The following is a 14,320-nucleotide window of genomic DNA, read 5'->3' as shown; positions in this document are numbered from 1 at the left end:
ATGTCCGAAGCCAGGGCCTGCCACAGATCCCTCTATCTTGGTATGGCCGGCGGCAGCGCACCGGCAGAGCCGCCACGGATTTTGTCATTTATTGTTTCCGTCCAGCGAGCTCAATTCGGCCTCCGAAAAGCCGGCGGCGCGCCGTGCCGCGGTGTTGAACGGCGGTTTGGGCCGCGGCGCCTCGTAGTGCCGTACCAGTTCGGTGTAGTGCGCCTCGGCATCCAGGCCGCGCTGGGCGCACAGCTGGCGATACCAATGGTTGCCAATTGCCACATGGCCCACTTCCTCGCGCAAGATGATGTCCAGAATGGCGACCGCCGCAAGCGCGTCCTCGGTGCCGATCTGGCGCAGCTTGGCCTGGATCAGCGGCGTGGCGTCGAGGCCGCGGGCTTCGAGCGTGCGCGGCACCAGCGCCATGCGGGCCACGATGTCGGGCGCGGTGCGCTCGCACATGGTCCACAGGCCCTGATGGGCCGGAAAGTCGCCGTAGTCGTAGCCCATGGCCTGCAGGTGGGCGCGCAGCAGGCGAAAGTGCTTGGCTTCCTCGCCCGCCACCCGCAGCCAGTCGCGGTAGTAGGCCTCGGGCATGCCGGCGAAGCGCCAGATCGCGTCCAGCGCCAGGTTGATGGCATTGAACTCGATGTGCGCGATCGCATGCAGCAGCACGGCGCGCCCGGCCAGCGTGGCCGGCGAGCGGCGCGCCACCTCGGTGTGGGCCCTGAGTTCGGGCCGTGGCGGATGGCCGGGCAGCGCCGCCAGCGGCGGCGCCGGGATTTCGGCATCGATTGCTATTTTTAAGTGAGCGACCTGGGCATGCAGGTCGAGCGCCATCTGGGATTTGGCCTCGGGATCGCTCAGGCGCAGCGCCGCCAGCGCTTGTTGACGTAACTCCATCTCTACAATTCTAGGTTGCGTAACTGCATGGTATTGGATGCAGGGCAACCCCACGGAGACGGTATGGCAAGCTACGAGTTGAATGGTGTAAGGCCGCAGATCGCGGAGTCGGCATGGGTCGCGGACAGCGCCCGGGTGATGGGCAATGTGCGCATGGCCGAGGATAGCAGCGTATGGTTCGGCGCGGTGGTGCGCGGCGACAATGAGCTGATAGCCATCGGCCGCGGCTCGAACGTGCAGGACGGCAGCGTGCTGCACACCGACCTGGGCAAGCCGCTGTCGATCGGCGAGAACGTGACCATCGGCCACATGGTCATGCTGCATGGCTGCACGATCGGCGACGAGACGCTGATCGGCATAGGCGCGGTGGTGCTCAACGGCGCGAAGATCGGCAAAAACTGCATCGTTGGCGCAGGTTCGCTGGTGACCGAGAATAAGGAGTTTCCCGATGGCAGCATGATCATGGGCTCGCCCGCCAAGCTCGTGCGCCCCCTGACCGAGGAGCAGATCGCCGGCCTCAAGCGCAGCGCGCAAGGCTATGTGGCGAATGCCCGGCGGTTTCGTGCCACATTGAAGAAAATCGACTGAACGGCCTTCGCGGTGTCGAAGGCGCGTCTCGAAAGGCAGTAGTGTCCGAATTACACAAGTTTCTCTTTGACGGCTTGCCCGTGCGGGGTGCGATCGTGCGCCTGACCGATGCGTGGCAGGAAATCCTGCGCCGCCGCGCCAACAATACCGCTTCGGGCCCCTATCCCGAGCCGGTGCGCGAGCTGCTGGGCCAGATGGCGGCGGCCGGCATGCTGATGCAGTCCAACATCAAGTTCAACGGCGCCCTGATCCTGCAGGTGTTCGGCGACGGGCCGGTCAAGCTGGCCGTGGCCGAGGTGCAGTCCAGCCTGGGCCTGCGCGCCACCGCCACGGTGGTGGGCGAGGTGCCGGATGATGCCCGTCTGGCCGCGCTGCTGAATCTGCATGGCGGCGGGCGCTGCGCCATCACGCTGGACCCGAAGGAGAAACTGCCCGGCCAGCAGCCCTACCAGGGCGTGGTGCCGCTGTCGGATGCGCACGGCAACCGCATGGAGAGCCTGGCCCAGGTGCTGCAGCAGTACATGCGCCAGTCGGAGCAGCTCGACGCGGTGCTGGTGCTGGCGGCCAACGACCAGGTGGCCGCGGGCCTGATGCTGCAGCGCATGCCGCTCAAGGGCGAGGCCAACCTCGCGCGCGGCGATCTGTCGGCCGAGCAGGCCGACGAGATGGACTTCAACGAGGACTACAACCGCCTCGCGCACCTGGCCGCCAGCCTCACGCAGCAGGAGTTGCTGAGCCTGGATGTGGAAACCATCCTGCGCCGCCTGTTCTGGGAGGAGAAGCTGCTGCGCTTCGTGCCCGAGGACGGCGAGGGCGGCCCGCACTTCGCCTGCACCTGCAGCCGCGAGCGCGTGAGCAACATGCTGCGCAACCTGGGCCGCGAAGAGGCCGAGAGCATTCTCGAAGAGCAAGGCGTGATCGAGGTGGGCTGCGAATACTGCGGCCAGCAGTACCGCTATGACGCGGTGGACGCGGCGCATCTGTTCACCGAGCCGGGGAACGATCCGCCGGCGCCCAGGCTGGTGCAGTAGAAAGAAATCGTCCCCGCGCTTGCTCGCTGCACCGGGCACCCCACGCTCCCCACTGCGTGTGGTCGCTGCCCCTCCGAGAGGGGCGCTTTTTGTCTTGGGGCGGCCCGGCGATAAAAATGGCACCCCACGCTCTCCACTGCGTGTGGTCGCTGCCCCTCCGAGAGGGGCGCTTTTTATCTTGGGGCGGCCCGGCGATAAAAAAAGGAATGTGGATCCCACATTCCTTGCGCGGCGCCAGGCCCTTGAGGGCCATGGCGGCGATCAGAAGCGGTGGCGGATGCCCACGCCCACGCTGGTACCGTTGCCGAAGTTCGTGACCTTGTCGTACATCACGATGGCGTAGGCGTCGGTGCGCTTGGAGAGGTCGTAGTTGTAGCCCACCGAGACGGTGTTGCGCTTGGAGTCGGTCAGGTCCAGCTTGGTCTGTGCCCAGGCGGCCAGGATGCGGCTGTTGGCGGCCAGCGGGATGGTGGCGCCCAGCGAAGTCGTCTTGCCCTTGTAGCCGTCGCTCTTGCCCTTGGTCTGGCCATAGGTGCCCATGAGCTTGACCACCTTGAGGTCGTAGCTGGCGCCCAGCATCCAGTTCTTGCGGCCATCGGGCAGCAGGGCTGGCACCGGGTCGGACACGCCCACGTCCTCGTAGAACGCGGTCAGGCCCAGCGGGCCGGCGCTGTACAGCAGGTTGGCGCCGATGTTCTTCTTGCTGTTGCTGCCTGCCTGCTCGCCGAACTGGTAGTGCAGGTTGGCCGTCAGTCCGCCGACGTTGGGGGTGCTGTAGACCACCTGGTTGGCCCAGCCGGTGTCCGACGGGTTGGTGTTCTTCCAGCCCGAGGAATTGAACAGCGACACGTTCTGGTGCAGCACCAGCGGCGAGAAGGTGAACGAGTCGCCGAAGGGGTTGAACAGGATGGTCGGCAGGAAGTTGGGCGCCTTGGTGCGGCCCAGCAGCAGGCCGCCGAAGCCGCCGTTGAGCTGCACATAGGCATCGCGCGAGAAGAACGGGTCGCCGTTGTAGCGGCCGGGCGTGCCGGTGTCGCCGCGGAAGAAGGCATTCAGCGCAAAGTCGACCTTGAGGCCGCCGCCCAGGTCTTCGGTGCCCTGGAAGCCGAGCCACGAGGTGGTCATGCCGCCGCTGTTGACGACGCTGGTGCGGCCGGAGTCGCCGGGGCTTTTCATCGAGCCGACATAGACGTCGGTCAGGCCAGTGACCCGCACGTTCGATTGCGCTTGCGCGCCGCTGGCACATGCCGCAGCAGCGGCCAGCACAAGCAGAGACTTTTTCATACCCATCCTTTGTTATGCATGTGGAAGATGACCGGGCCTCATGCCTGGGGGAGCTCGGCGCGGGTCATCGCGTCGCATGCATCCGCAGCATTGGGCGGCCTGTTATTAAGCAAATACCATGCCGATTCGCCGCATCCGCCTGCCGCTCGCCGCCCGTCTCGAACTGCGCTTGCCGGGGCCTGCTGCCCGAATCAGGCGCAACTGTGCATCAGTAGCGGGGCTGCGTCTTCTAGAAATTACCCAAGTGTTGCGCTGATACAGCAGACGCGCGCTGCCTGAGGCGCGTTTGTGGGGGGATGCTGGTTTGCCCCATCCCTGTGTTTTCACCGGATAGCAAAGCGCCGGCTTGAGCCTACAGTGCGTGCAATGAGGAGGATGTGATGGACCCATGTGCAGGAGCCGGCCGGTGAGCGAGCCGCAAATGCCGCACGACACCCAGGAGGCCCGCGAAGCGCTGGCGGCCGATGGCCCTCGCCTGCTTCCCGGCCCCTGGCTGGCCAAGCTGCTGGCGGTGCTGGCGCTGGCGGTGGCCCTGGCCTCGGGCCTGTCCGCCTATGTGTTGTCGCAGTACCAGGGCCGGGCCTTCACCCGCCAGTTGTTCGAGCAGCAAAGCGAGGACATCGAGGTGCTGGCCAAGCTGATGGCGAGCAAGCTGGAGCAGAGCCAGAAGGTGCTGGCATCGGTGGCCGAAGGCCTGGGCCCCTGGGCCGCCGATCCCCGGCCATCGGTCGACTGGCTGGTGCAGCAGGGCCTGCCCGCGGCGCGCTATTTCGACAGCATCGTCATCGCGGTGGGCAGCAAGGTGTTCCGCCTGAACCTGCGTGCCAGCAAGGCCGCCGAGGAGGCGGATGTGGACCCCGCCGAGCGCGATGTGCTCAAGCGCACGCTGGTGCAGGGCAAGCCGCTGATCTCGGCGCCGGTGCACAGCGACTCCACCGAGGCCAGCATGGTCTTCAGCATGCCGCTGCTCGACAAGTCGGGCGTGCCGCAGGGCGCGCTGGCCGGCGTGCTGCGGCTGCAGTCGCAAGGGCTGCTGCCGCCGGCGGCGGAGTCCGGGCTGGTGGTGGTGACGCCCGACGGCCAGATCCTCGCGCACCCCGAGCCGACGCGGGTGCTCGGCCAGGCGCGGGACGAGCCCGGCCTGCAGCAGGCCCTGGAGTGGTGGCGCGAGCGGCGCCCGGCGGGCGCGCCTGCGCAGGCGCAGACCCATGCCTTCGGCCCCTACACGGTGAGCATGGCGGAGATCCCTTCGTCCGGCTGGCTGCTGGCCCGGGTCAGCCAGCGTGGCGAGCCGTTTGCCTGGTTCGCGCCGCAGGCCGGCTGGCAGCCGGGCGTCTGGTGGCTGGTGGCCGGCGTCGCGCTGGCGGTGCTGCTGCCGGCCGGCGCCTGGGTCTGGCTGCATGCCCGCCGATTGCGCCATCTGCATGGCCTGGTGGCGGGGCATAACAATTATTCCGGCGATGAATTGCGCGCCATCGAGGAGGCGTGGTTGCAATCGAGCGCGACCGAGGCCCGGCATGCGGCCGACGCAACGCAGCAGCGCCGGCTGGTGGAAGCCTGGATCGAGCATGCGCAGGAAGGGGTGCTGCTGCTGCAGGACGACCGGGTGGAGCGCTGCGGCTGGGCGCTGGCCCGCAGCCTGGGCTACGAGGAACATGAGCTGCGCGCCCAGCCGGTGGGCCGCTGGCTGGTGGACGAGCAGCCGCTGGCGCAGGCCTGGCATGCGCTGCAGCAGCAGGGCCACTGCCGGGTGGCGGTGCGGGTGCGGCGCAAGGGGGGCGAGCCGGTGGCGCTGCGGGTACGGGCCTTTGCGGTGGCAACGGCGCCGGTGCGCAGGACGCTGTGCTTCGTGCAGGAGCCGGGCCGCGACACCCTTGGCGCGCACTGCGCCCAGCCGATCGATGCGCTGACCCAGCTGCCCGGCTACCCGGCGCTGCTGGAGCAGGCGCAGCGCTTGCTGCAGTCCGCCGGCCGCACGGCGCATGGCGATGAAGCCCCCTGCATGCTGCTGTACGCCAATGTCGACAACATGTCCGCGATCAACGCGGTGGCCGGGCGGGCCGAAGGCGACCGGGTGCTGAGATACGTGGCCGACCAGCTGCAGCTGCTGTGGCCGCACCGCGGCTGGGCGGCGCGGGTGTCGGGCGACAAGTTTGCCTTGCTGCTGCGCGGCTGCAGCGCGCCGCAGGCCATGGCGCTGGCGCAGCGCCTGTGCGAGCAGGCGCGCCACTGGCGGCCGCGCTCGCAGCTGCTGCAGATTCCGCTTACCCTGAGCATCGGCCTGGTGCCGGTCAGCGGCGAGCATGCCGGGGCCGAGGCGCTGGTGCGCGCGGGCGACCTGGCATGCTACCGTGCCAAGCGCTCGGGCGGCGATGGCGTGCACTGCGACAGCCGGCACCTGCCGGCCCTCGCCGCACCGAAATAGTGCCGGGCCGGCACCGCGGCATGGCACCATCGTGGTGAGCGGCGGTGTCAAAATCCACCACGCCTTGCCCTGAGCAACCAAACCACGATAGACACCATACCAACGATGCGGGACCAAGCACTTTTCGACAAGATCGACCTGCACCTGATACGGGTGCTGCACACCGTGCTCACCGAGCGCAGCGTGTCGCGCGCGGCGCTGCGCCTGGGCATGTACCAGCCGGCGGTGTCGGCGGCGCTCAAGCGCCTGCGCGACCTGGCGGGCGATCCGCTGCTGGTGCGCTCGGGCTCGGGCATGATGCCGACCGAGGTGGGGCAGCGCATGGTGGAGCCGGCGGCGGCCATCCTGCGCGCGGCCGAGGGCCTGTTCTCCGATGTGCGCACCTTCGATCCGCGCACCGCCACCCGCACCTTCCGCATCGCGGCCAGCGACTACCTGGACCCGCTGTTCATCCCGTCGCTGGTGGCGCGCATCAAGAACGAGGCGCCGCTGTGCCCGGTGGAGATCTATTCGCTGTCGCCCGAGACGCACTACCACGCGCAGCTGGAGCAGGGCGACATCGACGTGGTGGTGGGCAACTGGCTCAAGCCCACGGACGACCTGTACACCGCCAGCCTGCTGAGCGACGAGGTGGTGTGCATGGTCAGCAAGCAGCATCCGGCGGTGCGCCGCGGCTGGGACATGGCCAGCTGGCTGGAGTCCGAGCACATCGCGCCCACGCCCACCTACCCCGGCGCGCGCGGCGTGATCGATGCCCACCTGGATGCGCTGGGCGTGCAGCGGCATGTGATGGCGCGCTGCACCCATTTCAGCGCGATCCCCAACATCGTGGCATCAAGCTTGCTTGTGCTCACCACCGGCCGGCAGTTCTGCGAGCGCTTCACCGACCGGCTGCCGGTGGTCATCCTGCCCTGCCCGGTGGCGCTGCCCGCGCTGCAGTACTACCAGCTGTGGCATGCGCGCTCGCACGGTTCGGAGGCCGTGGGCTGGCTGCGCGAGTGCCTGAAGAAGACGGCCGTGGCGCTGAGCCGGGGCGCGAACGTTACATCGCCTGACATTCCATGAATCTGAGAGACAATTGCCGCCCATGAGTTCTGACACCGCACCAGCTCCCGCCGCCTCGCCGCCGCTGCGCCTGCAACTGGCGGGCATCACCAAGCGCTATCCGTCGGTGGTGGCCAACAGCGGGGTGTCGCTGTCGGTGCGCGCCGGCGAGATCCATGCGGTGCTGGGCGAGAACGGCGCGGGCAAGTCCACGCTGATGAAGATCATCTACGGCGCGGTCAAGCCCGACGAGGGCCAGATCCTGGTCGACGGGCAGCCGGCGGCGATCCGCAATCCGCAAGAGGCGCGGCAGCTGGGCATCAGCATGGTGTTCCAGCATTTCAGCCTGTTCGATACGCTCACCGTGGCCGAGAACGTCTGGCTCGGCCAGGACCGGCAGATGCCGCTGGCCGAGGTGGCGCGGCGCATCGAGGCGATCGCCGGCCAGTACGGGCTGGAGGTGGACCCGCAGCGCCCGGTGCACACGCTCTCGGTGGGCGAGATGCAGCGGGTGGAGATCATCCGCGGCCTGCTGACCGAGCCGCGCGTGCTGATCCTCGACGAGCCCACCTCGGTGCTCACGCCGCAGGCGGTGGACAAGCTCTTCGTGGTGCTGCGCCAGCTGGCGGCCCAGGGCTGCAGCATCCTGTACATCAGCCACAAGCTGCACGAGATCCGCGCGCTGTGCACCGCCTGCACCGTGCTGCGCGGCGGCAAGGTCACCGGCGTGTGCGACCCGCGCGAGCAGAGCAATGCCTCGCTGTCGCGGCTGATGATCGGCGCCGAGCCGCCGGCGCTCACGCACCGGCCGCTGAACCCCGGCGAGGCGGTGCTGCGGGTGCAGGGCCTGCAGCTCGCGCGCCAGGACCAGTTCGGCGTCGACCTGTCGGGCATCGGCCTTGAGGTGCGCGCCGGCGAGGTGGTGGGCATTGCCGGCGTGTCCGGCAATGGCCAGAAGGAATTGCTGTACGCGCTGTCGGGCGAGGACCGGCGCGCCGCGCCGGCGATGGTGCAGGTCGCCGGCGTGGCCGCCGGGCGGCTGGGGCCGCGCCAGCGGCGCGCGCTGGGGCTGCACTTCGTGCCCGAAGAGCGCCTGGGCCGCGGCGCGGTGCCGGTGATGGGGCTGGCGCACAACCTGCTGCTCACCCGCAGCGACATGCTGGGCAAGGCCGGCTGGATCCGCATGGCGCAGCTCGACGAGAAGGCGCGCGCCATCATCCAGCGCTTCGGCGTCAAGGCCGGAGGCCCGCATGCGGCGGCCAAGTCGCTGTCCGGCGGCAACCTGCAGAAGTTCATCGTCGGCCGCGAGATCGATGCCCGGCCCCGCCTGCTGATCGTCGCGCAGCCGACCTGGGGCGTTGACGTGGGCGCGGCGGCGCAGATCCGCGCCGAGCTGCTGGCGCTGCGCGACCAGGGCTGCGCGGTGCTGGTGCTGAGCGAGGAGCTGGACGAATTGTTCGAGATGTGCGATCGGCTGCATGTGATCGCCAAGGGGCGGCTGTCGCCGCCGGTGGCGCGTGCCGATGCCTCGGTGGAACAGATAGGAGCCTGGATGAGTGGATTGTGGGAGGAGGTGGGCCATGCTCAAGCTTGAGGCGCGGCCGCAGCCGTCGCGGCACTGGGCCTATGCATCGCCGCTGCTGGCGCTGGCGGTCACGGTGCTGCTCGGCGTGCTGTTGTTCGCGGTGCTGGGCAAGGACCCGGTGCGAGGCCTGCAGGCCTTTTTCTGGGAGCCGATCAAGTCGCCGTATGCGCTGGCCGAGCTGACGATGAAGGCCACGCCGCTGCTGCTGATCGCGCTCGGCCTGGCGGTGTGCTTTCGCTCCAACGTGTGGAACATCGGCGCCGAGGGGCAGTTCGTCATCGGCGCGGTGGCGGCTGGCGGCGTGGCGCTGCTGGCCGACAAGAGCACCGGACCCTGGATCGTGCCGGCGGTGCTGCTGGCCGGCGTGCTGGGCGGCATGGCCTGGGCCGGCATCGTCGCGCTGCTGCGCGACAGGTTCAACGCCAACGAAATCCTGGTCAGCCTGATGCTGGTCTACGTGGCCACCCAGGTGCTGAGCTACCTGGTGTTCGGCCCGTGGAAGGACCCCATGGGCTACAACTTCCCGCAGACCAAGATGTTCGAGCGCGTCACCCAGGTGCCGCGCCTGGTGCAGGGCCTGCGCATGAACATCGGCGTGGTGATCGCGCTGCTGGGCGTGGCGGCGCTGTGGCTGTTCCTGTTTCGCTTCCGCGCGGGCTATGCGCAGCAGGTGGGCGGGCTGGCGCCGGCGGCGGCGCGCTACGCGGGCTTTTCCTCGCGCCGCGCGCTGTGGGTGGCGCTGCTGGTGTCGGGCGGCTGCGCCGGGCTGGCCGGCGCGCTCGAAGTGGCCGGGCCGGTGGGGCAGCTCACGCCCTTCGTGCCCATGGGCTACGGGTTCGCGGCCATCATCGTGGCCTTCGTCGGGCGCTTGCATCCGGTGGGCATGGTGTTCTCGGCGGTGCTGATGAGCATGTTCTACATCGGTGGCGAGCTGGCGCAGTCGCGCCTGGGCCTGCCCAAGTCGCTGACCGGCGTGTTCCAGGGCCTGCTGCTGTTCGTGCTGCTGGCCTGCGATACCTTGATCGCCTACCGCCTGCGCTGGGTGCCGGCGCGCCCCGGCGCCGCGCCGGTGCTGAAGCAGGGAGGGCAATGATGGAATCGTATGCATTGCTGCTGGGCGCCACGCTCACGGCCGGCACCGTGCTGGCGCTGGCTTCGCTGGGCCTGCTGATCAACGAGAAATCGGGTGTGGTCAATCTCGGCGCCGAGGGCATGATGCTGTGCGCGGCCATCGCGGGCTTCGCCACCGTGGTCAAGACCGGCAGCCCCTGGCTGGGCTTTGCCGCCGGCATGGCGGCGGGCGCGCTGCTGGCGCTGGCCTTCGGCTGGCTGGTGATCTGGCTCAATACCAACCAGTACGCCACCGGGCTGGCGCTGTCGCTGTTCGGCGTGGGCTTTTCCGCCTTCGTCGGCATCGACTTCGTGCAGGCGCGCATGCCCGAGCTGCCCAAGTTCGCCATTCCGGTGCTGGGCGAGCTGCCGGTGGTGGGGCCGGCGCTGTTCCGCCTGCATCCGCTGGTCTACGGCGCGATGGCGCTGGCGGCGGCGCTGGTCTGGTTCCTGTACCGCACCCGTGCGGGGCTGGTGCTGCGCTCGGTGGGCGAGTCGCCCGAGTCGGCGCATGCGCTGGGCTATCCGGTGCGGCGCATACGGCTGGCGGCGGTGGTGTTCGGCGGCGCGATGTGCGGCCTGGCGGGCGCCTTCATCTCCACCGTGTACACGCCGTTGTGGGTCGAGAACATGGTGTCGGGCCGCGGCTGGATCGCGCTGGCGCTGACCACCTTTGCCACCTGGCGCCCGGCCCGGGTGCTGCTGGGCGCCTACCTGTTCGGCGGCGTGACCATGCTGCAGTTCCACCTGCAGGCCTCCGGCGTGCAGGTGGCCAGCCAGCTGCTGGCGATGCTGCCGTACCTGGCCACCGTCGTGGTGCTGGTGCTGATATCGCGCAATCCGGCATGGATACGCATCAACATGCCGGCATCGCTGGGCAAGCCCTTCTACCCTGGCTCTTAGAACGTAAACACGTTCTTGGCAAATCTTTGTGGCTGGCATGGAGGGCAAGGCCCCCGGCACGCAATAATCCTCCCTGAAAGGAAAGGCAACCATGACTCAAATCGCGAAACGCACGCTTGTGAAGGCCGCCGCGCTGTCGGCACTGACAGCTGCGGTGCTTGCCGGCTGCGGCAAAAAGGAAGAAGCTCCGGCACCAGCCGCCAGCCCGGCGCCCGCACCGGCGGCGCAGGCGCCCGCAGCCAGCGGCCCGCTGAAGATCGCCTTCGGCTATGTCGGCCCGGTGGGCGACGGCGGCTGGTCCTATGCCCATGACCAGGCCCGCAAGGCGCTGGAGAAGGAGTTCGGCGACAAGATCCAGACCTCGTTCGTCGAGAGCATTCCCGAAGGCGCCGATGCCGAGCGCGTGTTCCGCGACATGGCGGCCAATGGCAACAAGCTGGTGTTTGCCACCAGCTTCGGCTACATGGAGCCGGTGATGCGCGTGGCGCCCGACTTCAAGGACGTGAAGTTCGAGCATGCCACCGGCTACAAGAACGCCGACAACGTCGCCACCTACGACAGCCGCACCTACGAGGGCGCCTACCTGGCCGGCATCGTCGCCGGCGCGATGACCAAGTCCAACGTGCTGGGCGTGGTCGGCTCGGTGCCGATCCCCGAGGTGCTGCGCAACATCGACAGCTTCACGCTGGGCGCGCAGAGCATGAACCCCAAGATCACCACCAAGGTGGTCTGGGTGAACGACTGGTTCAGCCCCCCGAAGGAGACCGAGGCCGCCACCTCGCTGATCAACGGCGGCGCCGACATCCTGTTCCAGAACACCGATTCGCCCGCGGTGCTCAAGACCGCCGAGGAAAAGGGCAAGCGCGCCTTCGGCTGGGATTCGGACATGACCGCCTATGGCCCCAAGGCCCACCTGGGCTCGGCCATCATCAACTGGACGCCGTACTACTCCAAGACCGTGAACGACGTGCTCAACGGCACCTGGAAGAGCGGCCACACCTGGTGGGGCGTGAAGGAAGGCTCGATCGATCTGGTCTCGCTCGCCGCCGATGTTCCCGACAATGCCAAGGCCAGGCTCGACGAAGTCAAGAAGGGCCTGAAGGACGGCACTTTCAGCATCTGGAAGGGCCCCCTCAAGGACAACACCGGCAAGGAAGTGCTGGCCGAAGGCGCGGTGGCCGACGACAACTTCATGCGCGGCATCAACTTCTACGTGCAGGGCGTGGAAGGCCAGGTGCCGGGCTCGGGCAAGTAAGCCGCGGGCTTCGCGCCGCCATCGACAAAGGCCGCATCTGCGGCCTTTGTCGCGTCTGGGGCATTCTCCGGGCCGCCACGGTGCTGCCGCGAGCGTGCGCGGCCAGCCAGCGAACCGTCTTTTTGCGCTTTGCCAGCTCAGGTGAAAACCCGCACAGGGTAGATATGTATATACAGGTACATGCAGCTGAGCGATTCTTGCGCCACCCGGCATGGAATGCGCAGGGCCACAGATGCGGCCTTGAGCATCGCGCCGAGTTCGTGGAACACCACAGTAAGGGACGGGGCTATTTTTCACATTGATGTATAGGCAAGACGAGAGGAGACATGGACATGGCAATGCTTGAGCAGAGCTTGGTTTCGGATGCCGATATCGAGGCCTTCGAAAAGGACGGCGTGATCGTGATCCGCAACGCGTTCACGGATTGGGTCGAGCCGCTGCGCGAAGGGGTGCGCAAGCTCATGGAAAGCCCCAGCCCCATGGAGCGCTCGGTCGTGCCGGCCGATGGCAGCGCGCCGTTCTTCCAGGACCTGTGCAATTGGCAGCGCATTGCCGAGTTCCGCGAATTCGTCACCCGCTCGCATGCGGGGGCGCTGGCCGCGCGGCTGATGCGTTCGCGCAGCGCGCGCTTTTTCCATGACCATGTGCTGGTGAAGCAGCCGGGTGGCAGCACCGTCACGCCCTGGCACCAGGACCAGCCCTACTACTGCGTCGACGGCAGGCAGTCGGTGAGCATGTGGACGCCGCTCGATCGCGTGGCCCGCAGCGTGGTGATGGAGTGTGTGCGCGGCTCGCACCGCTGGGGCCAGGACTTCCGCCCGATGCGCTTCGACGGCACGCGCCTGTATGAGCAGGACCGCTACGAGGCCTTGCCCGATATCGACGGCGCGCGCGGGCAGTTCGATATTGCCGGCTGGGACATGGAGCCCGGCGATGTGATCGCCTTCAACTTCCGCACCGTGCATGGCGCGCCGGGCAATCGCTCGCAGGTGCCACGCCGCGTGTTTTCGGCGCGCTGGGTGGGCGATGACGCGGTGTATGTGGATCGCGGCGGCAAGGGCTCGCCGCCGATCAAGGGCCTGGCGATGCGGGATGGCGGGCCGTTCGACGACCCGATGTTCCCCGTCGTCTGGCGCGATGGCGCCCAGGTGGCCTAGGACCCGGGGTGGAGCCGGCCGCCTGCTGCAAGGCGCCAGGTGCCCGCACAGTGTCGTCAATGTCGATAAGGGGATTTTCCATGTCCATGATGAAGAAAACCATGTTGGGCCTGACGCTGGCCGTAGGCCTGTGCGGGGCGGTCCTGGCGCAGGAGACCAAGGTGTCCGTCGCCATGTCCGGCTGGACCGGCTTCGGCCCGCTGACGCTGGCCAAGGAGGCCGGCATTTTCAAGAAGCACGGGCTCGACGTGAGCATCCGCAAGGTTCCCCAGAAGGACCGCCACCTGGCGATCGCCTCGGGCGATGTGCAATGCGCCGCCACCTCGACCGAGACCTGGATCGTCTGGAACGCCAATGGTGTGGCCACGACCCAGCTGTTCAAGATGGACCAGGGCATGGGCGCCGACGGCATCGTGGCGCGGCCCGGCATCGACAGGGTCGAGGACCTCAAGGGCAAGACCATCGGCGTATCCGCGCCCGGCACCAATCCCTATTTCTCGCTGGCCTGGATCCTCAAGAAGCACGGCATGACGCTCAAGGACGTGAAGATGGTGACACTGGAGCCCGCGCAGGCCGCCAACGCGCTGATCGCGGGCAACAGCGGGCTGGACGCGGCCGTGACCTACGAGCCCTACCTGGGCCTGGTGCGCAGCCAGCCCGGCAAGGGCCGGCTGATCGCCGACTCCAAGCAGTACGCCATGGTGTTCGACACTTTCGGCTGCACGCCCGGGTTCATCAAGGACCACCCCCAGGCCGCCAAGGGGCTGACCGAAAGCTATTTCGAGGCGCTGGAGCTGATCGAGAAGGACAGGGCCAAGGCCTTCGCCATCATGGGCGCCGACGTCAAGCAAACGCCCGAGCAGTTCGAGGCCTCGCAAAGCAAGATCAAGTGGGCCGACCGCGAGGCCAACATCCGCTTCTTCGATGGCGAGATCCAGGCCTTCAACAAGGAGGCGGCCGCCTTGCTGCTGGAGACGGGCGTGATCCGTGTCATTCCCCCCAACCTCGAACGCCTGTTCGACACGCAGTTCCTGAGGAAGTGAG

At 68.0% G+C, this 14,320-nt stretch carries 12 protein-coding genes; 10 read left to right on the top strand and 2 right to left on the bottom strand.

What is annotated here, in order from left to right; translation table 11 throughout:
- Nucleotides 1-84: 84 nt before the first annotated feature.
- On the bottom strand, nucleotides 85-894 hold the full coding sequence (locus ACODRX_RS05850; RefSeq protein WP_488870176.1) for a ferritin-like domain-containing protein: 810 nt from the start codon (nucleotides 892-894) through the stop codon (nucleotides 85-87).
- A gap of 63 nt (nucleotides 895-957) precedes the next feature.
- Between ACODRX_RS05850 and ACODRX_RS05845 the strand changes: the two genes are divergently transcribed.
- Together ACODRX_RS05845 and hslO are read left to right on the top strand one after the other, a co-directional pair.
- Complete coding sequence (locus ACODRX_RS05845; protein WP_488870174.1) at nucleotides 958-1,482, top strand: gamma carbonic anhydrase family protein; 525 nt, start codon at nucleotides 958-960, stop codon at nucleotides 1,480-1,482.
- A 41-nt stretch (nucleotides 1,483-1,523) separates the two neighbouring features.
- Entirely contained in the window at nucleotides 1,524-2,513 is a 990-nt protein-coding gene (hslO, locus tag ACODRX_RS05840; RefSeq protein WP_488870173.1) for an Hsp33 family molecular chaperone HslO, read from the top strand.
- Between the two features lie 261 nt (nucleotides 2,514-2,774).
- Here the strand turns inward: hslO and ACODRX_RS05835 are convergent, their stop codons facing one another.
- Nucleotides 2,775-3,797, bottom strand: a complete 1,023-nt coding sequence (locus ACODRX_RS05835) for a porin (RefSeq protein WP_488870171.1) — start codon at nucleotides 3,795-3,797, stop codon at nucleotides 2,775-2,777.
- Nucleotides 3,798-4,203: 406 nt separating this feature from the next.
- Here ACODRX_RS05835 and ACODRX_RS05830 point away from each other — a divergent pair, with 406 nt between their 5' ends.
- From ACODRX_RS05830 to ACODRX_RS05795, 8 genes are all read left to right on the top strand, one after another.
- Nucleotides 4,204-6,222: a sensor domain-containing diguanylate cyclase gene (locus ACODRX_RS05830; RefSeq protein WP_488870169.1), complete on the top strand. Its 2,019-nt coding sequence runs from the start codon at nucleotides 4,204-4,206 to the stop codon at nucleotides 6,220-6,222.
- Nucleotides 6,223-6,327: 105 nt separating this feature from the next.
- Nucleotides 6,328-7,287 carry a LysR family transcriptional regulator gene (locus ACODRX_RS05825; protein ID WP_488870168.1) on the top strand — a complete coding sequence of 320 codons (960 nt, stop codon included), beginning with the start codon at nucleotides 6,328-6,330 and terminating at the stop codon, nucleotides 7,285-7,287.
- A 22-nt stretch (nucleotides 7,288-7,309) separates the two neighbouring features.
- Entirely contained in the window at nucleotides 7,310-8,860 is a 1,551-nt protein-coding gene (locus ACODRX_RS05820; RefSeq protein WP_488870166.1) for an ABC transporter ATP-binding protein, read from the top strand.
- Complete coding sequence (locus tag ACODRX_RS05815) at nucleotides 8,847-9,944, top strand: ABC transporter permease (protein ID WP_488870164.1); 1,098 nt, start codon at nucleotides 8,847-8,849, stop codon at nucleotides 9,942-9,944. Before ACODRX_RS05820 ends, ACODRX_RS05815 begins: the two co-directional genes overlap by 14 nt.
- Nucleotides 9,944-10,864, top strand: coding sequence for an ABC transporter permease (locus ACODRX_RS05810; protein WP_488870328.1), 921 nt, complete (start codon nucleotides 9,944-9,946; stop codon nucleotides 10,862-10,864). The genes ACODRX_RS05815 and ACODRX_RS05810 overlap by 1 nt, the downstream gene beginning before the upstream one ends.
- Before the next feature lie 91 nt (nucleotides 10,865-10,955).
- The gene (locus ACODRX_RS05805) at nucleotides 10,956-12,119 is read left to right on the top strand and encodes a BMP family ABC transporter substrate-binding protein (protein ID WP_488870162.1); all 1,164 of its coding nucleotides are present in this window, start codon (nucleotides 10,956-10,958) and stop codon (nucleotides 12,117-12,119) included.
- Between the two features lie 332 nt (nucleotides 12,120-12,451).
- Entirely contained in the window at nucleotides 12,452-13,276 is an 825-nt protein-coding gene (locus ACODRX_RS05800; RefSeq protein ID WP_488870161.1) for a phytanoyl-CoA dioxygenase family protein, read from the top strand.
- A gap of 80 nt (nucleotides 13,277-13,356) precedes the next feature.
- The gene (locus ACODRX_RS05795; RefSeq protein WP_488870159.1) at nucleotides 13,357-14,319 is read left to right on the top strand and encodes an ABC transporter substrate-binding protein; all 963 of its coding nucleotides are present in this window, start codon (nucleotides 13,357-13,359) and stop codon (nucleotides 14,317-14,319) included.
- Nucleotide 14,320: the final 1 nt, after the last annotated feature.

The organism is Comamonas sp. FG99 (assembly GCF_057808605.1).
Note: the sequence above shows the minus strand (reverse complement) of the source record. Positions and strands in the feature narration are given on the sequence as shown.

Coding starts and splice junctions, on each gene's coding strand:
- ACODRX_RS05850 (WP_488870176.1), bottom strand. CDS start 894: ATGGAGTTACGTCAACAAGCGCTGGCGGCGCTGCGCCTGAGCGATCCC.
- ACODRX_RS05845 (WP_488870174.1), top strand. CDS start 958: ATGGCAAGCTACGAGTTGAATGGTGTAAGGCCGCAGATCGCGGAGTCG.
- ACODRX_RS05835 (WP_488870171.1), bottom strand. CDS start 3,797: ATGAAAAAGTCTCTGCTTGTGCTGGCCGCTGCTGCGGCATGTGCCAGC.
- ACODRX_RS05825 (WP_488870168.1), top strand. CDS start 6,328: ATGCGGGACCAAGCACTTTTCGACAAGATCGACCTGCACCTGATACGG.
- ACODRX_RS05820 (WP_488870166.1), top strand. CDS start 7,310: ATGAGTTCTGACACCGCACCAGCTCCCGCCGCCTCGCCGCCGCTGCGC.
- ACODRX_RS05815 (WP_488870164.1), top strand. CDS start 8,847: ATGCTCAAGCTTGAGGCGCGGCCGCAGCCGTCGCGGCACTGGGCCTAT.
- ACODRX_RS05810 (WP_488870328.1), top strand. CDS start 9,944: ATGGAATCGTATGCATTGCTGCTGGGCGCCACGCTCACGGCCGGCACC.
- ACODRX_RS05805 (WP_488870162.1), top strand. CDS start 10,956: ATGACTCAAATCGCGAAACGCACGCTTGTGAAGGCCGCCGCGCTGTCG.
- ACODRX_RS05800 (WP_488870161.1), top strand. CDS start 12,452: ATGGCAATGCTTGAGCAGAGCTTGGTTTCGGATGCCGATATCGAGGCC.
- ACODRX_RS05795 (WP_488870159.1), top strand. CDS start 13,357: ATGTCCATGATGAAGAAAACCATGTTGGGCCTGACGCTGGCCGTAGGC.